Below are 21,254 nucleotides of genomic sequence, written 5' to 3'. Positions count from 1 at the left end.
CTTTCCCTCTAGAAGGGGGCGGTCCATGCTGGGCTTTTCCTATTTTCAAAAAAAAAAGCACCTGAAAGGATGGGACGGGATGAACGCACAAGTCGGAGTTATCATGGGAAGCACGTCTGATTGGGAAACGATGAAGCATGCTTGCGAGGTGCTGGAAGAATTACATATACCATACGAAAAGAAGGTCGTCTCGGCACACCGTACCCCGGATTTGATGTTTGACTATGCTGAAGGTGCCCGGGAAAAAGGCTTGAAGGTGATCATTGCGGGAGCCGGCGGTGCAGCGCATCTGCCAGGGATGGTCGCAGCGAAAACGACCTTGCCTGTGATCGGGGTCCCGGTTCAATCCAAAAGCCTGAATGGTCTCGATAGCCTGCTATCGATCGTACAGATGCCAGGCGGCGTGCCGGTTGCAACAGTGGCAATCGGAAAAGCGGGTGCAACGAATGCGGGACTTTTAGCCTCACAGATGCTTGGGGCTTTTGATGAACAGATCGCCGATCGCCTTGCTGAAAGACGAGAAAAAACACGCTTACAAGTGTTGGAAAGTAGTGAGCATCTTGTTTAAGAAAATCCTACCCTCATCAATGATTGGCATAATTGGCGGCGGACAGCTTGGCAGGATGATGGCGATTGCGGCAAGGGCGATGGGCTATCGGATTGCAGTGTTGGACCCGACACCGGATTCCCCGTGTGGTGTTCTTGCCGATGTGGAAATCACGGCAGCCTTCGATGACAAGGAAGCGATCAGGAAGCTCGCGGAGATATCCGATGTGGTGACCTATGAATTTGAAAACATCGATTACGAGGCCTTGACCTGGTTAGAGGAGAACGCGTATCTTCCTCAAGGAAGCCGGGTGCTCCAGGCTACACAGCATCGCGGGACAGAGAAGAGGGCAATCGAGGCAGCGGGCCTTCAGGTTGCACCATACAGGGAAGTCCAAACACGTGAAGAGCTTATGGAAGCAATCGGGGAGCTTGGTTATCCTTCCGTACTGAAAACATGCCGCTTCGGCTATGACGGGAAGGGCCAGGTTGTCCTGAAGGATGAGGCGGCACTAGAGCAGGCAGCAGAGCTCCTTGCACATGGGGAGTGCGTGCTGGAAAAATGGATCCTTTTTCAAAAAGAGATTTCGGTTGTGGTGGCAAGGGGAACGGACGGACAGATAGCAGCCTTCCCTGTTGCGGAAAACGAACACCGGGAAAACATCCTATATAAATCGATCGTACCTGCGAGAGTGGATGATAGAGTAAAAGTAAAAGCGCTTGCTCATGCTGAAGCACTTGCAGAGAGCCTGGGGCTGATCGGGACGCTTGCTGTGGAGATGTTCCTCCTTGAAGACGGCACAATCTACATCAACGAATTGGCACCGCGCCCCCACAATTCAGGGCATTTTACGATAGACGCCTGTGAAACATCGCAGTTCGAGCAGCACATCCGCGCGATATGCGGTCTGCCGCTTGGAAAAACCTCCTTATGGAAGCCTGTGGTAATGGTTAATCTATTAGGGGAGCATGTCGAAGGTGCACTGGCGCAGATTTCGGACTACAAAGACGTGAAGCTTCATCTTTATGGGAAAAAGGAAAACAAGGAAAAACGCAAGATGGGACACATCACGATACTTGCTGATACAATGGAACAGGCTTTGGGGCGAGAGGCAACACTAGAGATCTGGAAGAAAGACGAACGGAGGATTTTAACATGATTGAACGTTATACAAGACCCGAAATGGGCGCTATCTGGACAGAGGAAAACAGATTCCAGGCATGGCTGGAAGTAGAGATACTGGCATGTGAAGCATGGGCGGAGCTTGGGGACATCCCGAAGGAAGACGTAAAGGTACTTAGAGAAAAAGCGTCATTTGATATCGAGCGCATCAAAGAAATCGAAGCAGAAACTCGCCATGACGTGGTTGCTTTTACAAGAGCGGTATCTGAAACACTTGGTGAAGAAAAGAAGTGGGTGCACTACGGATTGACTTCAACTGACGTGGTGGACACGGCATTATCCTATCAGCTGAAACAGGCAAATGCGATTCTTCAGGCTGACTTGGAACGCTTTGTCACTATTTTAAAAGAAAAAGCGCAAGACCATAAATACACCGTCATGATGGGACGTACACATGGCGTGCATGCAGAGCCGACGACATTCGGCCTGAAGCTTGCCCTTTGGTACGAGGAAATGAAACGTAACCTCGAGCGCTTCAAGCAGGCGGCAGAAGGCATCGAGTTCGGAAAGATCTCCGGAGCGGTTGGAACGTATGCCAACATCGATCCATTCGTGGAAGAGTATGTGTGTGAAAAATTGGGCTTGCAGCGCGCACCGATTTCGACCCAGACCCTGCAGCGTGACCGCCACGCCCACTACCTTGGTACACTTGCCCTGATCGCAACATCCATCGAGAAGTTTGCCGTGGAAGTGCGCGGATTGCAAAAGAGTGAAACGCGTGAAGTGGAAGAGTTCTTCGCAAAAGGTCAAAAAGGATCTTCAGCAATGCCGCATAAACGCAACCCGATCGGATCTGAGAATATGACAGGCTTGGCGCGTGTGATCCGCGGTTACATGATGACTGCCTATGAGAACGTGCCGTTATGGCATGAGCGTGACATCTCCCACTCATCAGCGGAGCGCATCATCCTGCCTGATTCAACGATTGCATTGAACTACATGCTGAACCGCTTCGGAAACATCATCAAGAACTTGACGGTATTCCCGGAGAACATGAAGCGCAACATGGACCGCACACTAGGCCTTATCTACTCCCAGCGTGTACTGTTGGCCTTAATTGACACAGGCATGTCCCGCGAGGAAGCCTACGACACTGTCCAGCCAAAAGCGATGGAAGCATGGGAAAAGCAGGTCCACTTCCGCGAGTTGGTGGAAGGCGAAGAGAAAATCACCTCCCGCCTCACAGCAGAACAGATCGAAGACTGCTTCGACTACAACTACCACCTGCAGCACGTAGATACAATCTTCACCCGTCTAGGACTTTAAAAAAGAGTGATGGGGCTCACGGATTGCTTGAGTCCCCGCTTTTTCATAAAAAGGAGGCAACCCCAATGCAAAAAGCAGACCTTATGTATGAGGGCAAAGCGAAAAAGGTGTATGCAACAACAGATGAGAACATTGTCTGGATTGAGTACAAGAATTCTGCAACCGCTTTTAACGGGGAAAAAAAGGCAACAATCGATGGCAAAGGCCGTTTAAATAACGAGATTACCAGTTTACTATTTTCCATGCTTCATGAAGCCGGCATCGAAAACCATTTTATCGAAAAGAAATCCCAAACCGAGCAGCTTGTAAAGAAAGTCACCATCATCCCGCTCGAAGTGGTAGTCCGCAACGTGACCGCAGGCAGCATGGCAAAACGCCTCGGCATTGATGAAGGCATAGCATTGGAGCAGCCGATCGTGGAATTCTACTATAAGGATGACAGCCTCGGGGACCCGTTGATCACCGAAGATCACATCAGTCTCCTGAAGCTTGCAACACCTGTAGAAGTGGACGTGTTAAAGCATTTGGCGCAGAAGGTCAACGTTTTATTATCGGAATTTTTTGCGAATAGGGGCCTGACCCTCGTCGATTTCAAGCTTGAGTTCGGCAAAACGGCAGACGGCACGATCATCCTGGCTGATGAGGTTTCACCTGACACATGCCGCCTTTGGGATAAAGAGACGAATGAGAAATTGGATAAGGATGTTTTCCGCAGGAACTTAGGCAGTTTGACAGATGCATATGAAAAAATTCTAGCGCGTATCGGAGGAGAGCAGCATGTATAAAGTGAAGGTATTCGTAACGTTAAGAGAGAGTGTACTAGATCCGCAGGGGACAGCTGTTAAAAATTCGCTTCATAGCCTTTCCTACAAAGAGGTGGAGGAAGTGCGCATCGGGAAGTTCCTCGAGCTTACGATTGAAAAGACGGACCGTGACCTGGATGTGCTTGTGAAGGAAATGTGTGAGAGATTGCTGGCGAATACAGTAATCGAGGACTACCGCTATGAGGTGGAGGAGGTAGTGGGATCGTGAAATTTGCAGTCATCGTGTTTCCCGGATCAAACTGTGATGTAGATATGTATCATGCAATCAAGGACGAACTAGGTGAAGAAGTGGAATACGTATGGCATGATGCCACGAACCTGGATGAATATGACGGGATCTTGCTTCCTGGCGGTTTCTCGTACGGAGATTACCTTCGTTCAGGCGCCATCGCACGCTTTTCCAATGTGATGCTTGAGGTGCAAAAGGCTGCTGAGGCAGGCAAGCCGATTTTAGGAGTATGCAACGGATTTCAGATTTTGCTTGAGTCAGGTCTTCTTCCGGGGGCAATGAGAAGAAATCAGAACTTGAAGTTTATGTGCCGACCTGTTCAATTGAAAGTGGAAAACAATGAAACGCTTTTCACATCAAGCTACGATAAAGGTGAGATTATCACCATCCCCATCGCACATGGGGAAGGAAATTATTACTGTGATGAGATAACTTTTGGGAAGTTAAAGAGCAATGGGCAAATTGCTTTCTCCTATTATGGTGATAATCCAAATGGTAGTCTACAGGATATCGCAGGGATTGTAAACGAAAAAGGCAATGTGCTTGGCATGATGCCGCATCCCGAAAGAGCAGTTTCCAAGCTTTTGGGCAGTGATGATGGGTTAAAACTCTTTAAATCTATTGTTCGTAATTGGAGGGAATCACATGTCGTTACTTCTTGAACCAAATCCAGAGATGATCAAGTCTGAGGGCATCTATAAAGAAATGGGACTCAGCGATGAAGAGTTTTTAATGGTGGAAAAGATTCTTGGGCGTCTGCCGAACTATACGGAAACTGGCCTTTTCTCCGTAATGTGGTCTGAGCATTGCAGCTACAAGAACTCAAAGCCGGTCCTGCGCAAGTTCCCGACAGAGGGGCCTAAAGTTTTGCAAGGTCCTGGTGAGGGAGCGGGGATCGTGGACATCGGTGACAATCAGGCAGTAGTGTTCAAGATTGAGAGCCATAACCATCCTTCCGCGATTGAACCATACCAGGGGGCGGCAACAGGGGTCGGCGGAATCATCCGTGACGTCTTCTCGATGGGCGCGCGTCCGATTGCGCTATTAAACTCGCTTCGATTCGGGGAGCTGACATCTCCGCGTGTGAAATATTTGTTTGAAGAAGTAGTGGCAGGCATCGCGGGCTACGGGAACTGTGTCGGGATCCCGACTGTAGGTGGGGAAATCCAGTTCGACCCTTCCTACGACGGCAACCCGCTGGTCAATGCGATGTGTGTCGGTTTGATCAACCATGAGGATATCAAAAAAGGCCAGGCGAAGGGCGTCGGCAATACGGTCATGTATGTTGGGGCAAAAACAGGGCGTGACGGCATCCACGGTGCAACCTTCGCTTCCGAGGAGCTATCCGATGCATCAGAGGAAAAGCGCCCGGCAGTGCAAGTCGGCGATCCGTTCATGGAGAAGCTTTTACTTGAAGCATGCCTTGAGATTGTAAAATGGGACGGCTTGGTCGGGATCCAGGACATGGGAGCGGCTGGTCTTACGAGCTCTTCAGCTGAGATGGCTTCAAAAGCTGGTTCAGGGATCGAAATGAACCTCGACCTTGTACCACAGCGTGAAACTGGCATGACAGGCTATGAAATGATGCTTTCCGAATCCCAGGAGCGCATGCTGATCGTGGTCGAAGCGGGCCGCGAGCATGAAGCACAGGAGATTGTATCGAAATACGGCTTAGAAGCAGTATCAATTGGAAAAGTTACAGATGATAAAATGCTTCGATTAATTCATAAAGGCGAGGTAATCGCAGACGTCCCTGTGGATGCGCTGGCCGAGGAAGCCCCTGTCTATCACAAGCCTTCCGCTGAGCCACTTTACTATAAAGAGTTTCAGGAGATGGAAGTGGATGTTCCGGCAGTGGAAAATTACGAGGATACGCTTCTTGCCCTTTTGCAGCAGCCTACCATCGCAAGCAAGGAATGGGTCTATGATCAGTATGATTATCAAGTACGCACAAATACAGTGGTCGTGCCTGGCTCCGACGCTGCTGTCGTCCGCATCCGTGGAACAGAAAAGGCGCTCGCGATGACAACAGACTGCAACTCTCGCTATCTCTATCTTGATCCAGAAGTTGGCGGGAAAATCGCTGTAGCGGAAGCGGCGCGCAACATCGTCTGTTCCGGCGCGAAGCCTTTGGCGATCACGGACTGCCTGAATTTCGGAAACCCGGAAAAACCGGAGATCTTCTGGCAGATCGAGAAAGCGACGGACGGAATGAGCGAGGCGTGCAGAACACTAGAGGCACCGGTCATCGGCGGAAACGTGTCACTATATAACGAAACAAACGGTGTCGCGGTTTATCCAACACCTGTCGTAGGGATGGTCGGATTGATCGAAGACCTTTCACATATCACGACACAGGAATTTAAAGCTGCTGGCGACCTGATTTATGTGATCGGCGAAACAGGCGCAGAATTTGGCGGCAGTGAGCTGCAGAAGATGACATACGGCAAGATTTTCGGAAAAGCACCTGCGATCGACCTTGAGGTGGAAGCATTCCGTCAAGGGCAAGTGCTCGCAGCGATCCGCGCAGGCCTTGTCGCATCGGCCCATGATATTTCAGAAGGCGGACTTGGTGTAGCCTTGGCTGAAAGTGCGATGGGTGCAAATGGACTTGGTGCCAGAGTGACAGTGGAAGGCGAGCTGACTTCAGCCTTATTCAGCGAAACGCAATCCCGTTTTGTCTTAAGTGTGAAACCTGAAAACAAAGAGAAGTTCGAACAGATGGTAAAGGCGACCCTTATCGGGGAAGTGACGTCGACGAACACGTTGCATATCGAAACGAAGTCGCGCGAGGTTGCCGTCCATCTTTTAGTAGATGATATGAGAAGTACTTGGAAAGGAGCAATTCCATGCTTGCTGAACTGAAAGGCTTAAATGAAGAGTGCGGGGTGTTCGGGATCTGGGGACATCCCGAAGCCGCCCAAATCACCTATTACGGACTGCACAGCCTGCAGCACCGTGGCCAAGAGGGAGCGGGAATTGTCACAACGGATGGGGAGAAGCTTTCGGCAGTAAAAGGGGAAGGCCTTGTGAACGAAGTGTTCGGAAATGGAAAAATGAATGATCTGCATGGAAAAGCGGCGATCGGGCATGTGCGCTATGCAACGGCAGGTGGCGGCGGCTATGAGAACGTCCAGCCGCTTTTGTTCCACTCGCAAACTGGCAGTCTCGCACTTGCGCATAACGGGAACCTGGTGAATGCCAACGCATTGAAGCATCAGCTTGAAAGCATGGGAAGCATTTTACAGACAACATCCGACACAGAAGTGCTGGCGCATCTGATCAAGCGCAGCGGCTATACCCTTTTAAAGGATCGCGTGAAAAATGCCCTTTCTATGCTAAAAGGGGCATATGCATTCCTGATCATGACGGAAACGGAAATGATGGTGGCGCTCGATCCGAATGGTTTGCGTCCGTTATCTCTTGGAAAATTGAATGATGCGTATGTGGTGGCATCCGAAACCTGTGCATTCGATGTGGTGGGAGCTACTTTCATCCGTGACATCGAGCCGGGCGAATTGTTGATCATCGATAACGGCGGCCTTCACACGGAGCGCTTCACGATGCATACCCAGCGTGCGATGTGCAGCATGGAATACATCTATTTTTCAAGACCTGACAGCAATATCGATGGCATCAATGTTCATACTGCACGCAAAAGCCTTGGCAAGCAGCTGGCGATGGAAGCACCGATCGAAGCGGATGTCGTGACTGGTGTGCCGGATTCCAGCATTTCAGCGGCCATCGGCTATGCAGAGTTTTCCGGCATACCGTATGAGCTTGGCCTGATCAAAAACAGATACGTCGGCCGGACCTTTATCCAGCCATCGCAATCCCTCCGCGAGCAGGGTGTGAAGATGAAGCTATCACCGGTGCGCGGCGTGGTCGAGGGCAAGCGTGTCGTCATGGTCGATGATTCGATCGTCCGCGGCACCACAAGCAAACGGATCGTCCGCATGCTGCGGGAAGCGGGGGCAACAGAGGTCCATGTCCGGATCAGTTCACCGCCGATCAAGAATCCATGCTTCTACGGCATCGATACCTCCACCCATGAAGAGCTGATCGCCTCGTCCCATTCGATCGAGGAAATGCGCGAGCTGATCGGTGCGGATACACTGTCGTTCTTGACGCCAAGCGGCATGGTGGAAGCAATCGCAAGACCGTATGAAGGCGAAACAGGCGGAGCGTGCATGGCATGCTTCACAGGCAAATATCCGACCGAGATCTTCCCGGATACAGTATTGCCGCATGAGAAGTGCTGATTTTTTTAAAAAAAAGCGGCGGGGTGATTCGTCGCTTTTCTATTGATGGAGTGTCGTGTGTGTAGGTGTGGGCAGCAGCTTTGAGTTACGGGGAGATTGCAGGATTGTCTGTGTGAGATGTGTATTTGTTTTTGGTGTTATTTGGTAAATTAATCGATTATGGGTGGTTTTGGATCGATTATGCTTCATTCCGGATCGATAATCTGGAGTTTTGGATCGATTATCACGGTTTTTCGCTCGATTTTACCCGAAAATGGATCGATTGCGGTCTCAGGGCGAGAACTCGAGAACTGCCGACCCTTTTCTAAGCAAATCTCCATCGACACTAGAGACATTTTTACCTTATCTGCAAAAACACACCGGCCATCACGTCAAAAACCCGCAAATAATATTACTTTTTTCCAAGGAAGGGAGACACATATGGCAAATGCATACAAGCAAGCAGGTGTAGATATAGAAGCAGGCTACGAAGCGGTGTCACGAATGAAAAAGCATGTTGCAAGAACGATGAGACCTGAGGTAATGGGGGGTCTCGGAGGATTTGGCGGCCTTTTTGACTTATCAAAAGTGAACGTGAAGAACCCTGTGCTCGTTTCAGGGACAGACGGCGTTGGAACGAAGCTGATGCTTGCCTTTCATCTTGATAAACATGACACAATAGGATTGGATGCAGTTGCGATGTGTGTCAACGATGTAGTGGTCCAGGGCGCCGAGCCTTTATATTTTCTGGACTATATTGCATGCGGGAAGGCAGATCCAGAAAGAATCGAAATGATTGTAAAAGGGATCGCCGATGGCTGCGAGCAGGCAGGCTGTGCTCTTGTTGGCGGCGAGACGGCGGAAATGCCCGGCATGTATGATGAGCAGGAATACGACCTGGCCGGATTCACGGTTGGCGTAGTCGACAAGGAGCGTCTCATCACCGGTGAAAATATCAAGCCAGGCAATGTGCTGATCGGACTCTCCTCAAGCGGGATCCACAGCAACGGCTACTCACTCGTGCGCAAAATTGTCTTTGAAAAAGGCCAATTGGAATTGGACCAAAAGTATGAAGGACTTGACCGAATGCTTGGAGAAGAGCTTTTAACACCGACAAAAATCTATGTGAAGCCGATCCTCGAAGTGCTGAAAAAGTATGATATTAACGGCATGGCGCATATTACAGGCGGAGGCTTCATCGAAAATGTCCCGCGCATGCTTCCGGAGGGATTGCAGGCGGAAATCGATTATGGCACATGGCCGATCCCGCCGATATTCGATCTTCTGCAGGAAGTGGGAGAATTGAACCGCAAGGAGATGTTCAATATTTTCAATATGGGAATCGGAATGGTGCTTGCGGTGAATGAAGAGATTTTACCGGAAGTGGTACAGATCCTCGAGGCGAACGGAGAAAAAGCATATCTTATCGGTCGTGTAAAAGAGGGCGAGGGCATCACGTTCGGCGGGGGAGAAATCAGATGAACCGGATCGCCATTTTTGCATCAGGGAGCGGCTCCAATTTCCAGGCGATTTTGGATGCCTGCCGGGAAGGTCGCTTGGACGCAACACCCGCCCTCTTGATCTGCGATAAGCCTGGTGCGTATGCAGTCGAGAGAGCGGAACGGGCAGGAGTACAGGCAATATCCTTTGTCCCAAAAGAGTATGGGGATAAGGCAGCCTATGAAAATGCCGTTTTACATCAGCTTCAGGAACACAAGATAGATTTCATCGTCCTTGCCGGCTATATGAGGCTGATCGGACCGACATTGCTTTCTGCTTACAAGAATCGTATTGTGAACATACATCCTTCACTTCTACCCGCTTTTCCAGGACTCGATGCAATCGGGCAGGCACTGGATTACGGGGTGAAGGTCACTGGCATCACCATTCATTTTGTAGATGAAGGCATGGACACGGGACCGATCATCGAGCAGGTTGCGATTGAGGTGGCCGAGGATGAGACAAGAGAATCCCTACAGAAAAAGATACAGGCAATAGAGCATATTTTTTATCCAAAGACATTACACCAACTTTTTTTAAATAAAGGAGAGAAAATCATCAGATGAGAGCCTTAGTCAGTGTTTCGAATAAAGCAGGAATCGTACCTTTTGTAAAAGAACTGGTTGAACTGGGTGTGGAGGTCATTTCCACAGGCGGGACAAAATCGATCCTGGAGGAAAACGGCGTTCAAGTAAGGGGAATCTCCGCGGTTACAGGCTTTCCGGAAATCCTGGACGGACGTGTCAAAACGCTTCACCCGATGATCCATGGGGGACTTTTGGCAAGAAGAGGGGACGCAAAGCACCAAGCGCAACTTTCCGAGCATGGCATCACGCCGATCGATCTGGTCGTCGTGAATCTGTACCCTTTTAAAGAAACGATTTCAAAAGAGGGCACCACGTTTGAAGATGCAATTGAAAATATCGATATCGGCGGCCCTGCGATGCTGAGGGCTTCGGCGAAAAATCACCAGGATGTGACGGTGATGGTCGACCCGGCCGATTATGAGGGAGTCTTGAATGAAATCAAGGAATCCGGCAAAACGACACCGGAGACGCGCCGTCGCCTTGCAGCAAAGGTTTTCCGCCATACAGCTGCGTATGACGCCATGATTGCAGGCTATCTGACAGAAGCGGTGGAAGAAGCACATCCTGAATCACTGACCGTTACTTTTGAAAAGAAACAGGACCTGCGCTACGGGGAGAATCCGCATCAGAAGGCGGCATTCTATGAAGCGCCACTTGCTTCCAAGTTCTCGATCGCCTCTGCAACCCAGCTTCACGGGAAGGAATTATCCTACAACAACATCAATGACGCCGACACTGCGATTCAGATCGTGAAGGAATTCACCGAGCCTGCGGTTGTTGCGGTCAAACACATGAATCCTTGTGGGGTGGGTGTCGGGGCGACTGCACTTGAAGCCTACCAGCGTGCATACGAAGCAGATCCGGTATCCATCTTTGGCGGCATCGTCGCATTCAATACCGAAGTGGACAAAGCGACTGCAGAGCTTTTACATGAGCTGTTCCTTGAAATCATTGTGTCACCATCCTTCTCAGACGATGCATTGACGGTGCTGAAGCAAAAGAAAAACCTTCGCCTGATGACACTGGAGATGGGCGATCAGGGTGGCACTGCGACCCGTTACGCTTCCATCCGCGGCGGATTGCTTGTGCAGGAAGAGGACTATGCGGGTCTTGATGAAGCGAATATTACCGTACCGACAAAGCGCGAGCCGACAGAAAAGGAATGGGAGGACCTCAAGCTTGCCTGGAAAGTGGTTAAGCATGTGAAATCCAATGCCATTGTCCTTGCAAAAGGAAATCAAACAGTAGGTGTCGGCGCAGGACAGATGAACCGTGTTGGCGCAGCAAAGATCGCCATGGAACAGGCAGGAGAAAAAGCGGTAGGTTCAGCACTGGGATCTGACGCATTCTTCCCGATGGATGACACCGTGGAAGCTGCTGCAAAAGCAGGCATCACAGCCATCATCCAACCAGGTGGATCCATCCGTGACGAGGACAGCATCAAAAAAGCAGATGAATATGGAATCGCAATGGTGTTTACGGGAGTTCGTCATTTCAAGCATTAATCCTAGATTACTTTCACGACTGGAGGAGTTTCAATGAGAGTATTGGTAGTTGGAAAAGGTGGAAGAGAGCATGCGATCGTCTGGAAGCTTTCTCAAAGCCCATCCGTTACAGAAATCTTCATCGCACCAGGCAATGTAGGAATGGAAGGCCTTGGCACAAATGTACCAATCGATGAAACGGACACGTCCGCCCTGATTTCTTTTGCAAAAGAAAAAGCGGTCGATCTTACAGTCGTTGGACCGGAAGTCCCTTTATTGAATGGGATAGTCGATGCATTCGTAGAAGCGGGATTGCAGATATTCGGCCCGAGCAAAGCCGCGGCCCTGATCGAAGGGAGCAAAAGCTTTGCAAAGGATCTCATGAAAAAATACGGCATCCCGACTGCAGGCTACGAGACATTCGAATCTTATGAGGATGCAAGGGTTTATATAGAAAGTAAGGGCGCTCCGATTGTGCTGAAGGCGGACGGATTGGCAGCAGGTAAAGGGGTCGTCGTTGCCATGACGGATGAGGAAGCACTTGAAGCGATCCATGAGATGATGGCAGAATCGAAATTCGGGGAAGCCTCAAGCAAAGTGGTGGTCGAGGAATTCCTTGCTGGAGAAGAATTCTCGTTCATGGCTTTTGTGAATGGCACAAAGGTCTATCCGATGGTCATTGCACAGGATCATAAGCGTGCGTTCGACGGCGACCAAGGGCCGAATACCGGTGGGATGGGTGCCTATTCACCAGTCCCTCATATACCGAAACAAATCTTGGATGAGGCGCTGGAAACGATCCTGATTCCTGCTGCTGAAGCGATGGTCAGTGAAGGGACACCGTTTGTGGGGATCTTGTATGCAGGCTTGATCCTGACAAAGAAAGGTCCGAAAGTGATCGAATTCAATGCGCGCTTCGGCGATCCGGAAACGCAGGTGGTATTGCCGCGGCTGGAGTCAGATCTGGGCGAAGTGTTCTTGAAGGTATTGAAGCAGGAGGAGTTGGAGCTTGCGTGGTCCGATGAAGCCGTTGTCGGTGTCGTGTCCGCCTCCAAGGGGTATCCGGAAACCTATGAGAACGGTGGAGTGATCGAAGGTATCGAAGAGGTCGACGGGGCGATGGTATTTCACGCCGGCACAGACAGGGATGAGGCAGGGCGCCTCGTCACAAATGGCGGAAGGGTGCTGCTTGTGGCAGCAAAGGACCCATCTTTGGAAACTGCTCAGCAAAAGGTATATGCAGAGCTTGAAAAGGTGAAGAGCGACAACCTCTTCCATCGTAAGGATATAGCCCACAAAGCTATTGCGGCCGGCGTTTCTTCCGTTTAACAAACACAAACAGAATCGCCACAATACCGCCGATCAACGAAGCCAACACAAACGACATATCCGTCAAATACTCCCAGAACATACAGACCAACCTCCTTCAATGGGGATATGGGATAAATAAGCATAAACTTTATAGGGTTCGACATGTAGAATGAAATTCCTTTGGGGGTCTGGCCCCCAAAGGAAATTTTTTTGCCTAATGTTGCTCTTATGATGGATTATAGGAGCTTGCGCCAGTTCCGTCACCGTCGCCTTCAAGCTGTTGGCGAAGGTCGTCGAAGTCGAGATCGAATTCGGTGGCGGTCTTTTGGAAGTCTTTGTTGGAGCTTTTTTCGTGCTTTTGCTCGTCACCGAATTTGCTGCCAAAACTGCTTCCGAAGTCAAAGTCATCCTTGTGGTCGCGATTGCCTTGATAGCGCTCAAACAGGTCTGTTACAGGACAATATTTCAGAATGCCTTCCCCGATTTTCATCGCTGCGAGCAGGGCAACTAGAATGTAAGAATCACGATGCGGCTTTCTGACCATTTTGCCGGTGACCCATGCAAGAATCGCAAATCCTGCAGTGATTCGGATCAATGCATTGATGATGCCGATATTCGGTTTCATAAAAATGACCTCCTAATGTGTTTTAACATGAACTTACTGTGTAAAGAATTCGAAAAATTTCCAAAAACGTTAATGCGGTAAAGACTGCGATATGGTACCATGGTAAAAAGAGGTTATACCACGATAATAAATTGTCGGAAATAGATTGATAATGAACCAAAAGTAGGTGATATTTGTGCACGAACAGAAATATAGATGGAAAAGTAAAAAGCTAAGAGAACATGTAGCTGTGGTAGACGGGAAAAAGGCGCCAAGCATCGTCCTGACCAATGCCACTTACCTGAATGTTCACCTTAAGGCCTGGCTCCAGGCAAATATTTGGATATACGAGGATCGCATCATCTATGTCGGTGACCTTATGCCAGATAGCTCACAGGATACTGAAGTGGTGGACTGCACCAATCAATACCTTGTGCCAGGCTATATCGAACCGCATGTGCATCCATTTCAATTATATAATCCCCTTTCGTTTGCCCAATATGCATCCAAATCAGGCACAACCACCTTTGTGAATGATAATTTGATGCTTATTTTACAATTGACAAAAAAGAAAGCGTTTTCTTTTATCGATGAGATGAACAAAACCGCGGCCACGATGTATTGGTGGTGCCGTTTTGATGCACAGACGGAAATACAGCAGGAGGACGCCATTTTTACGACACCTGCCATGAAGGATTGGCTCAATCACCCTTCCGTTCTGCAAGGGGGCGAACTGACGGCCTGGCCGAAGCTGATGGCTGGGGACGACCTGCTTCTTCACTGGATCCAGGAGGCGAAGGTAAGGAACAAGCCGGTGGAGGGCCATTTTCCAGGAGCATCCGAAAAGACCTTGACGAAAATGAAGCTGCTTGGCATCGACAGCGACCACGAAGCGATGACAGGAGCAGATGTGGAAAAGCGCATCAAGCAAGGCTATACTGCAGCGCTGCGTTATTCATCCATCCGTCCGGACCTTCCTGTCATGTTGGAGGAACTGGAGAAATCGGGCATCCATTATTATGACCAGACCTTCTTCACAACTGACGGCTCCACGCCGAGTTTTTATGAAAACGGTGTCATCGATCGCACCCTTGCCATAGCGCTTGATAAGGGTGTACCTGAAATTGAAGCGTACCGGATGGCGTCGTACAACGTGGCGAAGCATTTTCATATGGAGGGCCTCCATGGAAGCATTGCACCGGGCCGCATTGCCAACATCAACTTCCTGGCGGATATGGGAGATCCGGTTCCTGTTTCTGTCCTTTCCAAGGGCCAGTGGATCAAAAAGGAACACGAGCCAATAGAGGAGGCATTCCCTTCCGTGAACTGGGAAAAAGCAGGCCTGGAGCCACTGAAGCTTGATTGGGACTTGACGATCGATGATCTGCAGTTTTCGATGGCACTTGGAATGGAAATGATGAATGAAGTCATCATAAAGCCATATTCCATTACGTGTGACGTATCCGGTGACACTTTATCGGAGCTGCATGACCAGTCCTTCCTGATGCTGATCGACAGGGCCGGAAACTGGCGCGTCAACACCATCATCAAAGGCTTCGGCTCACATGTGCAAGGCTTTGCGAGCTCTTATTCGAATACAGGTGATATAGTACTGATCGGAAAAAGAAAAGCCGATATGATGAAGGCATTCCAGCATATGAAGGCAATCGGCGGAGGCATGGTGCTCGTGGAGGATGAGAAGGTGGTCTGCGACATACCATTACCGATCGGCGGGGGCATGTCCAAGGAACCGCTCGAGGAACTGATAAAGCAGGAAACCACGCTTCGTAATCATCTATTTGCACGGGGCTATGGCTTCAATGATCCGATCTATACCTTGCTGTTCCTATCATCCACACATCTTCCTTATATCAGGATAACTCCTAGAGGAATATACGACGTGATGAATAAAACGGTACTCTTTCCGTCAATAATGCGTTAAAATATAAAAGTAACTGAACAAAGGTTGTGTGAGTAAGAAAATGATAAATAGAAAAGTAATACAATTGATAGCCTTGATGATGATCCTTTTAATAGGATGCAGTTCCAACAATGACTCAAGTCCTGATGCAAGTGAAGTTCCGGTAGGCGAAAGCCCTTCCAAAGAAACAGGAAGCGGACAACAAGAAGAGAAAGAAATAGAGGAAGAAAAAGAAATCTTCCCACTTACAGGCACACCAGGAGAAACAGCTATAGATAAAAGACCTTTTGCGGTTGTCATAAATAATGATGTAAAGGCCAGACCCCAATCCGGGCTGCATAAAGCCGATATCGTCTATGAGGTTTTAGCGGAAGGCGATATCACAAGACTGCTCGCGATTTTCCAAAGTCAGGTTCCACCGGATTCCATCGGACCAGTCAGAAGTGCCAGGTCCTATTTTATCGATTTGGCAAAAGGCTACGACCCGATATTCGTGTTCCATGGCTGGAGTCCTGAAGCCCGTGAGAAAATAGAAGCGGGTGAAGTGGACGGGATCAACGGTTTGACCTATGACGGGACGCTCTTCAAACGGGCGAGCTTCCGCGTTGCGCCGCACAATTCCTATATTACGCATGAAAATATAGAAAAAGGTTCGGACCGGCTAGGCTATTCTTTGGCAAAAGCAGTACCTGCGCTAATCTTTCATGAAAAAGGGGATACGCCAGCAGGAGATGAAACAGATTATGTGAAAATCTCCTATTCCAAAAGAGCCGCTACCCATGTGGAATACAGCTATGAGGAAAATGAAAACCACTATGTACGCTCCAGTGGCGGGGAAAAGAACATCGACCTCGACACATCAGAAGAAATCGTGGCCCATAACATCTTCATCGTAGAATCTGACCACCAGATTGTGGACGATGCCGGCCGCAGGGAAATAGATATCATTTCCGGAGGACGGGCAATCCTCATACAGAACGGTGTCCGCCGCGAAGTGGAGTGGAAAGAGGATGAAGGACGGATCCTTCCATACCTGAATGGAAGTCCCGTACCGTTCACACCGGGAAAAACGTGGATTCAGATCGTCCCGGATTTATCTAACGTGACCTATTAGAAAAGGAGACAAACATATGCAAATAAATAAATTAAGAGGAAAAGAGCTGGATCAGTTATTTGAAGCGGTCCTCTCCCTAAAAGATCTGGAAGAGTGCTATCGATTCTTTGATGACCTATGTACGGTGAACGAGATCCAATCCCTTGCACAGCGACTTGAAGTGGCAAGAATGCTGAAGGAAGGTTTTACGTATCACAAGATCGAAACGGAAACTGGCGCAAGCACAGCGACCATCTCCCGTGTGAAGCGCTGCCTGAACTACGGAAACGATGCATACGAAATGGCATTGGACCGTATCCGTGACGAAAAGAAGGAAGAAGTGGGAGAGTAATTTCCCCCTACATAAAGAAGGCGGCCCCGTATCTTAGGATGCTGGGCCGCCTTCTTCCGTTACCTATAAAAAGTCTCCTGCTTCGTTTTTACCCTCTCGACGCCTTCCTGCACACTTGCCGGGTCTGTGCTCCGCTTTCTTTTTCCCATAAAGTCCACCAGCGCTCCGAACGCTAACAGAATGGCAAATCCAATGACGAACCAAAGCCAAACAGGCATTTAGGACACCTCCTTTTGAAAAAGGTATGAAACAAGCTGTTGGAAAATTCTTTGTTTTTCACGTTGTATTAATAGATATACCCCGTGGTGTGCTGCGGATAGCCTTTGTAATGTAATCTTAATACTTTTGATGGCTGATTTGAGTGGGCTGTTGAGCGGGGAGGCGTGGTTAGGTTGTAGCCGGGGTAGCTGAGCGAGGTGGTGGGGTTAGGGGTAGCTGGTGTAGCTGAGCGAGGTGGTGGGGTTAGGTTGTAGCCGGGGTAGCTGAGCAAGGCGCGGTGGGGTTATCGATCCAAAATAGGTCATTATCGGTCAACTTTCCGGGTTTATCGAGCGGAAACGCGCCTCAATCGGTCCGTTTATTAGGTTAATCGGTCCGAAACTACACTTTATCGATCCGATTTCCAAATGAAGGAAATAACAGGCGTACGTAAACGACTGTAAGACTGCTAACAGCAATCCAGGGGAAGCGATTCTATCCAAAAGCGACGGTATTCTATCCACTTGCCTCATTACTCTAGCGAAAATGTAACACATTCTGTCCACTTCCCTTGCTATTCTGTCCAAAACCTCACTTATTCTGTCAACTTTCCAAATAAAGTAAAAAAATAACACCCCCGCGCAGCACACCACCCCCGCGCAGCACACCACCCCCGCGCAGCACACCACCCCCGCCCCGCACGCCTCGCACACCACCACACCCCCGCGCAGCACACCACCCCCGCGCAGCACCCCGCCCCGCAAAGCAACACCCCCAAAAAATAGGTCGCATCTTCCAGAAAACATTCTTCCTACATCTTTTTCGTATTCGCTCTGATTTTGTTATAATAGACAAATGGAAAATTAGAATGGGGGACGTTTGCAGTGTTACAGGAAATACGTGAATGGCAGCACGTTTTTAAATTGGATCCTAATAAAGAGATATCGGATGAGGATTTGGAGCTTGTGTGCGAATCCGGGACGGATGCCATCCTCGTCGGTGGGACGGACGGCGTGACCTTGGACAATGTCCTGCACCTGATGAGCAGGGTTCGCAGATATTCGTTGCCATGTGTGCTTGAGGTGTCCAACATTGAATCGGTCACACCGGGCTTTGACTTTTATTTCATCCCGACCGTATTGAACAGCCGCAAAACCGATTGGGTCGTGGACCTGCATGTGGAGGCGCTCAAGGAATACGGGGATATCATGAGCTGGGAGGAAATTGTAGCAGAAGGCTATTGCATCCTCAATGCAGACTGCAAGGCGGCGCAATTGACCGAGGCTAAAACGGACCTCTCAGAAGACGACGTCATCGCCTATGCGAGGCTTGCCGAGAAAATGTTTAATCTTCCTATCTTTTACTTAGAATATAGTGGGACTTACGGGGACGTGGAAATGGTACAGGCGGCGAAAAGGACGCTTGAAACTACCCGTTTATTTTATGGCGGCGGGATCACATCAGCCGAACGTGCAGCGGAAATGGCACAGTTCGCCGATACCGTCGTGGTAGGGAATATCGTATATGACAATCTATCAGAGGCCTTGAAAACAGTCCAGGCCGTCAAGAAAATATAAGAGACAAAACCAATAGAATCTAGTAAAATAAAAATAAGAACATACGTTTGTATAGGCGGTGGGAAAACATGCAATATTTAAGTCAAAGACTGCTCGAAGGGTTGAACCCGATGCAGCAGGAAGCGGTAAAGAAAACGGATGGTCCCCTGTTGATCATGGCAGGAGCGGGCAGTGGCAAGACGAAGGTGCTGACGCATCGAATCGCATACCTTATGGCGGAAAAGGAAGTGGCGCCGTGGAATATCCTTGCGATCACATTTACGAATAAAGCGGCCCGCGAGATGAAGGAGCGTGTGCAGGTATTGCTTGGACCGGCAGCGGAGGATATCTGGATCTCGACGTTCCACTCCATGTGTGTGCGGATCCTGCGCCGTGACATCGACCGTATTGGGATGAACCGTAACTTTACGATCCTTGATACGACCGATCAGCTTTCCGTCATCAAGAATATCCTGAAGGACCGCAACATCGATCCAAAGAAATTTGAACCGCGTACGATCCTTGGAACCATCAGTTCTGCGAAGAATGAATTGATGACCCCTGAGGAATATGCGAAGCAGCCGATGGGCCCTTATGAACAGAAGATCGGGGAAATCTACACTGACTATCAGAAGCGCCTCAAGAAAAACCAGGCGCTCGATTTTGATGATCTCATCATGACGACGATCCATCTTTTCAAGCGCGTGCCGGAAGTGTTGGAGTATTATCAGCGCAAATTCCAGTATATCCACGTGGATGAGTATCAGGATACGAACCGTGCGCAATATACATTGGTAAAAATGCTTGCGGACCGCCTGAAGAATCTATGCGTAGTGGGTGATTCCGATCAGTCCATCTATCGCTGGCGCGGGGCGGACATCGCCAACATCCTTTCTTTTGAAAAAGACTACCCGAATGCCGAGGTTGTCCTGTTGGAGCAGAACTACCGTTCCACCAAACGCATCCTTGAAGCGGCAAACCGAGTGATTGAAAACAACGTCGGCAGGAAGAAAAAGAATCTCTGGACGGAAAATGTGGAAGGCCAGAAGATCCTTTACTATCAGGCCGATTCAGAGAAATCAGAAGCGCAATTTGTAGTAGGGAAGATGAGGGAGATCCTGCAAAAGGACCCGAAACGTAAGCTTTCCGACTTTGCGATCCTGTACCGTACGAACGCCCAGTCCCGTGTGATGGAGGAAATGCTGTTGATGTCCAACATCAACTATTCCATCGTCGGCGGCACAAAGTTCTATGACAGAAAAGAGATCAAGGACATTCTTGCCTACTTGCGTCTGATCGCAAACCCGGATGATGATATCAGCCTTGCCCGTATCGTCAATGTACCAAAACGCGGGATCGGTGCAACGACGGTCGATAAAGTGGCACAATATGCTGCACTGCATGACATCTCCCTTTTCCAGGCATTGGCCGAAATCGACCTGATCGGGGTCAGCGGACGTGCAACAGCTGCTTTAAAAGAGTTCCATGCACTGATCAACAACTATGTGCAGATGCAGGAATATATCTCCGTGACGGAGCTCGTAGAGGAAATATTGGACAAATCAGGCTACCGCGACATGCTGAAGGCGGACAAGACGATCGAGTCCCAGAGCCGTCTTGAGAATATCGACGAGTTTTTGTCTGTTACCAAGAACTTTGAAGAAAAATATGATGATAAGAGTCTGCTGGCGTTCTTGACAGACCTAGCGCTTGTAGCGGATATCGATAAATTGGATGAAGAGGATGAAGCGCAGCAGGAATCCGTCATCCTGATGACCCTTCATGCTGCAAAAGGCCTGGAGTTCCCTGTCGTATTCCTGATCGGGCTTGAGGAAGGCGTGTTCCCTCACAGCCGTTCCCTTTTTGAAGAGATGGAGATGGAAGAGGAACGCCGCCTGGCCTATGTAGGAATTACACGTGCGGAAGAGGAATTGTTCATCACAAACGCCCAGATGCGGACGCTGTTTGGACGTACGAACATGAATCCACCTTCCCGTTTCATCAAGGAAATCCCGGAAGACCTGATCGAGAACTATGCAAAACAGGAAACAAGATCGGCATCAAGACCGACGCCATTCGGAGGCGGCAGTCGTTCTCCATTTGGCGGTTCTCCGTCTAATCCGGCGCAGCCGCAGCGACGTGCAACGTCCGCAGCTGTCAACCGTGGCCTCAAGGCAACAGGCGGCGAAAGCCTTGATTGGGGTGTCGGTGACAAGGCGGAGCACAAAAAGTGGGGAGTCGGTACCGTTGTAAGCGTGAAGGGAGAAGGCGACAACAAGGAGCTTGATATCGCATTCCCTAGTCCGACCGGTGTCAAAAGGCTGTTGGCGAAATTCGCACCAGTTACGAAAGTTTAGAA

20 protein-coding genes and 1 pseudogene are annotated in these 21,254 nt (G+C 49.5%); 18 read left to right on the top strand and 3 right to left on the bottom strand.

From position 1 onward, the window contains the following. Positions 1-79: 79 nt before the first annotated feature. From purE to purD, 13 genes are all read left to right on the top strand, one after another. Positions 80-568: a 5-(carboxyamino)imidazole ribonucleotide mutase gene (gene purE, locus JOC95_RS18910; RefSeq protein WP_204419139.1), complete on the top strand. Its 489-nt coding sequence runs from the start codon at positions 80-82 to the stop codon at positions 566-568. Next, a complete protein-coding gene (purK, locus tag JOC95_RS18905; RefSeq protein WP_204419137.1) occupies positions 561-1,706 on the top strand; it encodes a 5-(carboxyamino)imidazole ribonucleotide synthase in 1,146 nt (381 codons plus the stop codon). Before purE ends, purK begins: the two co-directional genes overlap by 8 nt. After that, on the top strand, positions 1,703-2,995 hold the full coding sequence (gene purB / locus JOC95_RS18900) for an adenylosuccinate lyase (RefSeq protein ID WP_204419135.1): 1,293 nt from the start codon (positions 1,703-1,705) through the stop codon (positions 2,993-2,995). Before purK ends, purB begins: the two co-directional genes overlap by 4 nt. Positions 2,996-3,060: 65 nt before the next feature. Beyond that, positions 3,061-3,780: a phosphoribosylaminoimidazolesuccinocarboxamide synthase gene (purC, locus tag JOC95_RS18895; protein WP_204419133.1), complete on the top strand. Its 720-nt coding sequence runs from the start codon at positions 3,061-3,063 to the stop codon at positions 3,778-3,780. After that, entirely contained in the window at positions 3,773-4,027 is a 255-nt protein-coding gene (gene purS, locus JOC95_RS18890; protein ID WP_204419130.1) for a phosphoribosylformylglycinamidine synthase subunit PurS, read from the top strand. Before purC ends, purS begins: the two co-directional genes overlap by 8 nt. Then, complete coding sequence (gene purQ / locus JOC95_RS18885) at positions 4,024-4,710, top strand: phosphoribosylformylglycinamidine synthase subunit PurQ (protein ID WP_204419128.1); 687 nt, start codon at positions 4,024-4,026, stop codon at positions 4,708-4,710. Before purS ends, purQ begins: the two co-directional genes overlap by 4 nt. Beyond that, on the top strand, positions 4,694-6,913 hold the full coding sequence (gene purL, locus JOC95_RS18880; RefSeq protein WP_204419125.1) for a phosphoribosylformylglycinamidine synthase subunit PurL: 2,220 nt from the start codon (positions 4,694-4,696) through the stop codon (positions 6,911-6,913). Before purQ ends, purL begins: the two co-directional genes overlap by 17 nt. Beyond that, positions 6,898-8,310, top strand: a complete 1,413-nt coding sequence (purF, locus tag JOC95_RS18875; RefSeq protein WP_204419123.1) for an amidophosphoribosyltransferase — start codon at positions 6,898-6,900, stop codon at positions 8,308-8,310. Before purL ends, purF begins: the two co-directional genes overlap by 16 nt. Before the next feature lie 125 nt (positions 8,311-8,435). Beyond that, a complete protein-coding gene (locus tag JOC95_RS18870; RefSeq protein WP_204419120.1) occupies positions 8,436-8,618 on the top strand; it encodes a hypothetical protein in 183 nt (60 codons plus the stop codon). A gap of 112 nt (positions 8,619-8,730) precedes the next feature. Then, positions 8,731-9,771: a phosphoribosylformylglycinamidine cyclo-ligase gene (gene purM, locus JOC95_RS18865; protein WP_204419117.1), complete on the top strand. Its 1,041-nt coding sequence runs from the start codon at positions 8,731-8,733 to the stop codon at positions 9,769-9,771. Beyond that, positions 9,768-10,355 carry a phosphoribosylglycinamide formyltransferase gene (gene purN / locus JOC95_RS18860; protein WP_204419115.1) on the top strand — a complete coding sequence of 196 codons (588 nt, stop codon included), beginning with the start codon at positions 9,768-9,770 and terminating at the stop codon, positions 10,353-10,355. The genes purM and purN overlap by 4 nt, the downstream gene beginning before the upstream one ends. Beyond that, entirely contained in the window at positions 10,352-11,881 is a 1,530-nt protein-coding gene (gene purH / locus JOC95_RS18855; RefSeq protein ID WP_204419113.1) for a bifunctional phosphoribosylaminoimidazolecarboxamide formyltransferase/IMP cyclohydrolase, read from the top strand. The genes purN and purH overlap by 4 nt, the downstream gene beginning before the upstream one ends. A gap of 33 nt (positions 11,882-11,914) precedes the next feature. Then, positions 11,915-13,189, top strand: a complete 1,275-nt coding sequence (gene purD, locus JOC95_RS18850) for a phosphoribosylamine--glycine ligase (protein WP_204419110.1) — start codon at positions 11,915-11,917, stop codon at positions 13,187-13,189. Here purD and JOC95_RS21630 read toward each other — a convergent pair. Together JOC95_RS21630 and JOC95_RS21425 are read right to left on the bottom strand one after the other, a co-directional pair. Further along, positions 13,161-13,247, bottom strand: a complete 87-nt coding sequence (locus tag JOC95_RS21630) for an EYxxD motif small membrane protein (RefSeq protein WP_338083125.1) — start codon at positions 13,245-13,247, stop codon at positions 13,161-13,163. The two genes, purD and JOC95_RS21630, sit on opposite strands and share 29 nt — an antisense overlap. 330 nt (positions 13,248-13,577) lie before the next feature. Further along, positions 13,578-13,796 (bottom strand): annotated as a pseudogene (locus JOC95_RS21425) (YgaP family membrane protein); the annotation flags it as partial. 175 nt (positions 13,797-13,971) lie between these two features. On the opposite strand from JOC95_RS21425, the gene JOC95_RS18840 reads away from it, so the two are divergent. The 3 genes from JOC95_RS18840 to JOC95_RS18830 are packed head-to-tail and all read left to right on the top strand — an operon-like array spanning position 13,972 to position 17,141. After that, positions 13,972-15,717: an adenine deaminase C-terminal domain-containing protein gene (locus JOC95_RS18840; RefSeq protein WP_204419093.1), complete on the top strand. Its 1,746-nt coding sequence runs from the start codon at positions 13,972-13,974 to the stop codon at positions 15,715-15,717. A gap of 40 nt (positions 15,718-15,757) precedes the next feature. Continuing rightward, entirely contained in the window at positions 15,758-16,810 is a 1,053-nt protein-coding gene (locus JOC95_RS18835; protein ID WP_239583009.1) for a DUF3048 domain-containing protein, read from the top strand. Positions 16,811-16,826: 16 nt separating this feature from the next. Then, a complete protein-coding gene (locus JOC95_RS18830; protein WP_204419089.1) occupies positions 16,827-17,141 on the top strand; it encodes a YerC/YecD family TrpR-related protein in 315 nt (104 codons plus the stop codon). A 59-nt stretch (positions 17,142-17,200) separates the two neighbouring features. Here the strand turns inward: JOC95_RS18830 and JOC95_RS18825 are convergent, their stop codons facing one another. Beyond that, complete coding sequence (locus tag JOC95_RS18825; RefSeq protein WP_204419083.1) at positions 17,201-17,359, bottom strand: hypothetical protein; 159 nt, start codon at positions 17,357-17,359, stop codon at positions 17,201-17,203. 864 nt (positions 17,360-18,223) lie between these two features. On the opposite strand from JOC95_RS18825, the gene pcrB reads away from it, so the two are divergent. Continuing rightward, positions 18,224-18,916, top strand: coding sequence for a heptaprenylglyceryl phosphate synthase (pcrB, locus tag JOC95_RS18820; RefSeq protein ID WP_204419079.1), 693 nt, complete (start codon positions 18,224-18,226; stop codon positions 18,914-18,916). A 68-nt stretch (positions 18,917-18,984) separates the two neighbouring features. Beyond that, positions 18,985-21,252, top strand: coding sequence for a DNA helicase PcrA (pcrA, locus tag JOC95_RS18815; RefSeq protein ID WP_204419073.1), 2,268 nt, complete (start codon positions 18,985-18,987; stop codon positions 21,250-21,252). Positions 21,253-21,254 lie beyond the last annotated feature (2 nt).

The sequence above is a fragment of the Sutcliffiella tianshenii genome (assembly GCF_016908565.1).
GTDB lineage: Bacteria > Bacillota > Bacilli > Bacillales > Bacillaceae_I > Sutcliffiella_A > Sutcliffiella_A tianshenii.
Note: the sequence above shows the minus strand (reverse complement) of the source record. Positions and strands in the feature narration are given on the sequence as shown.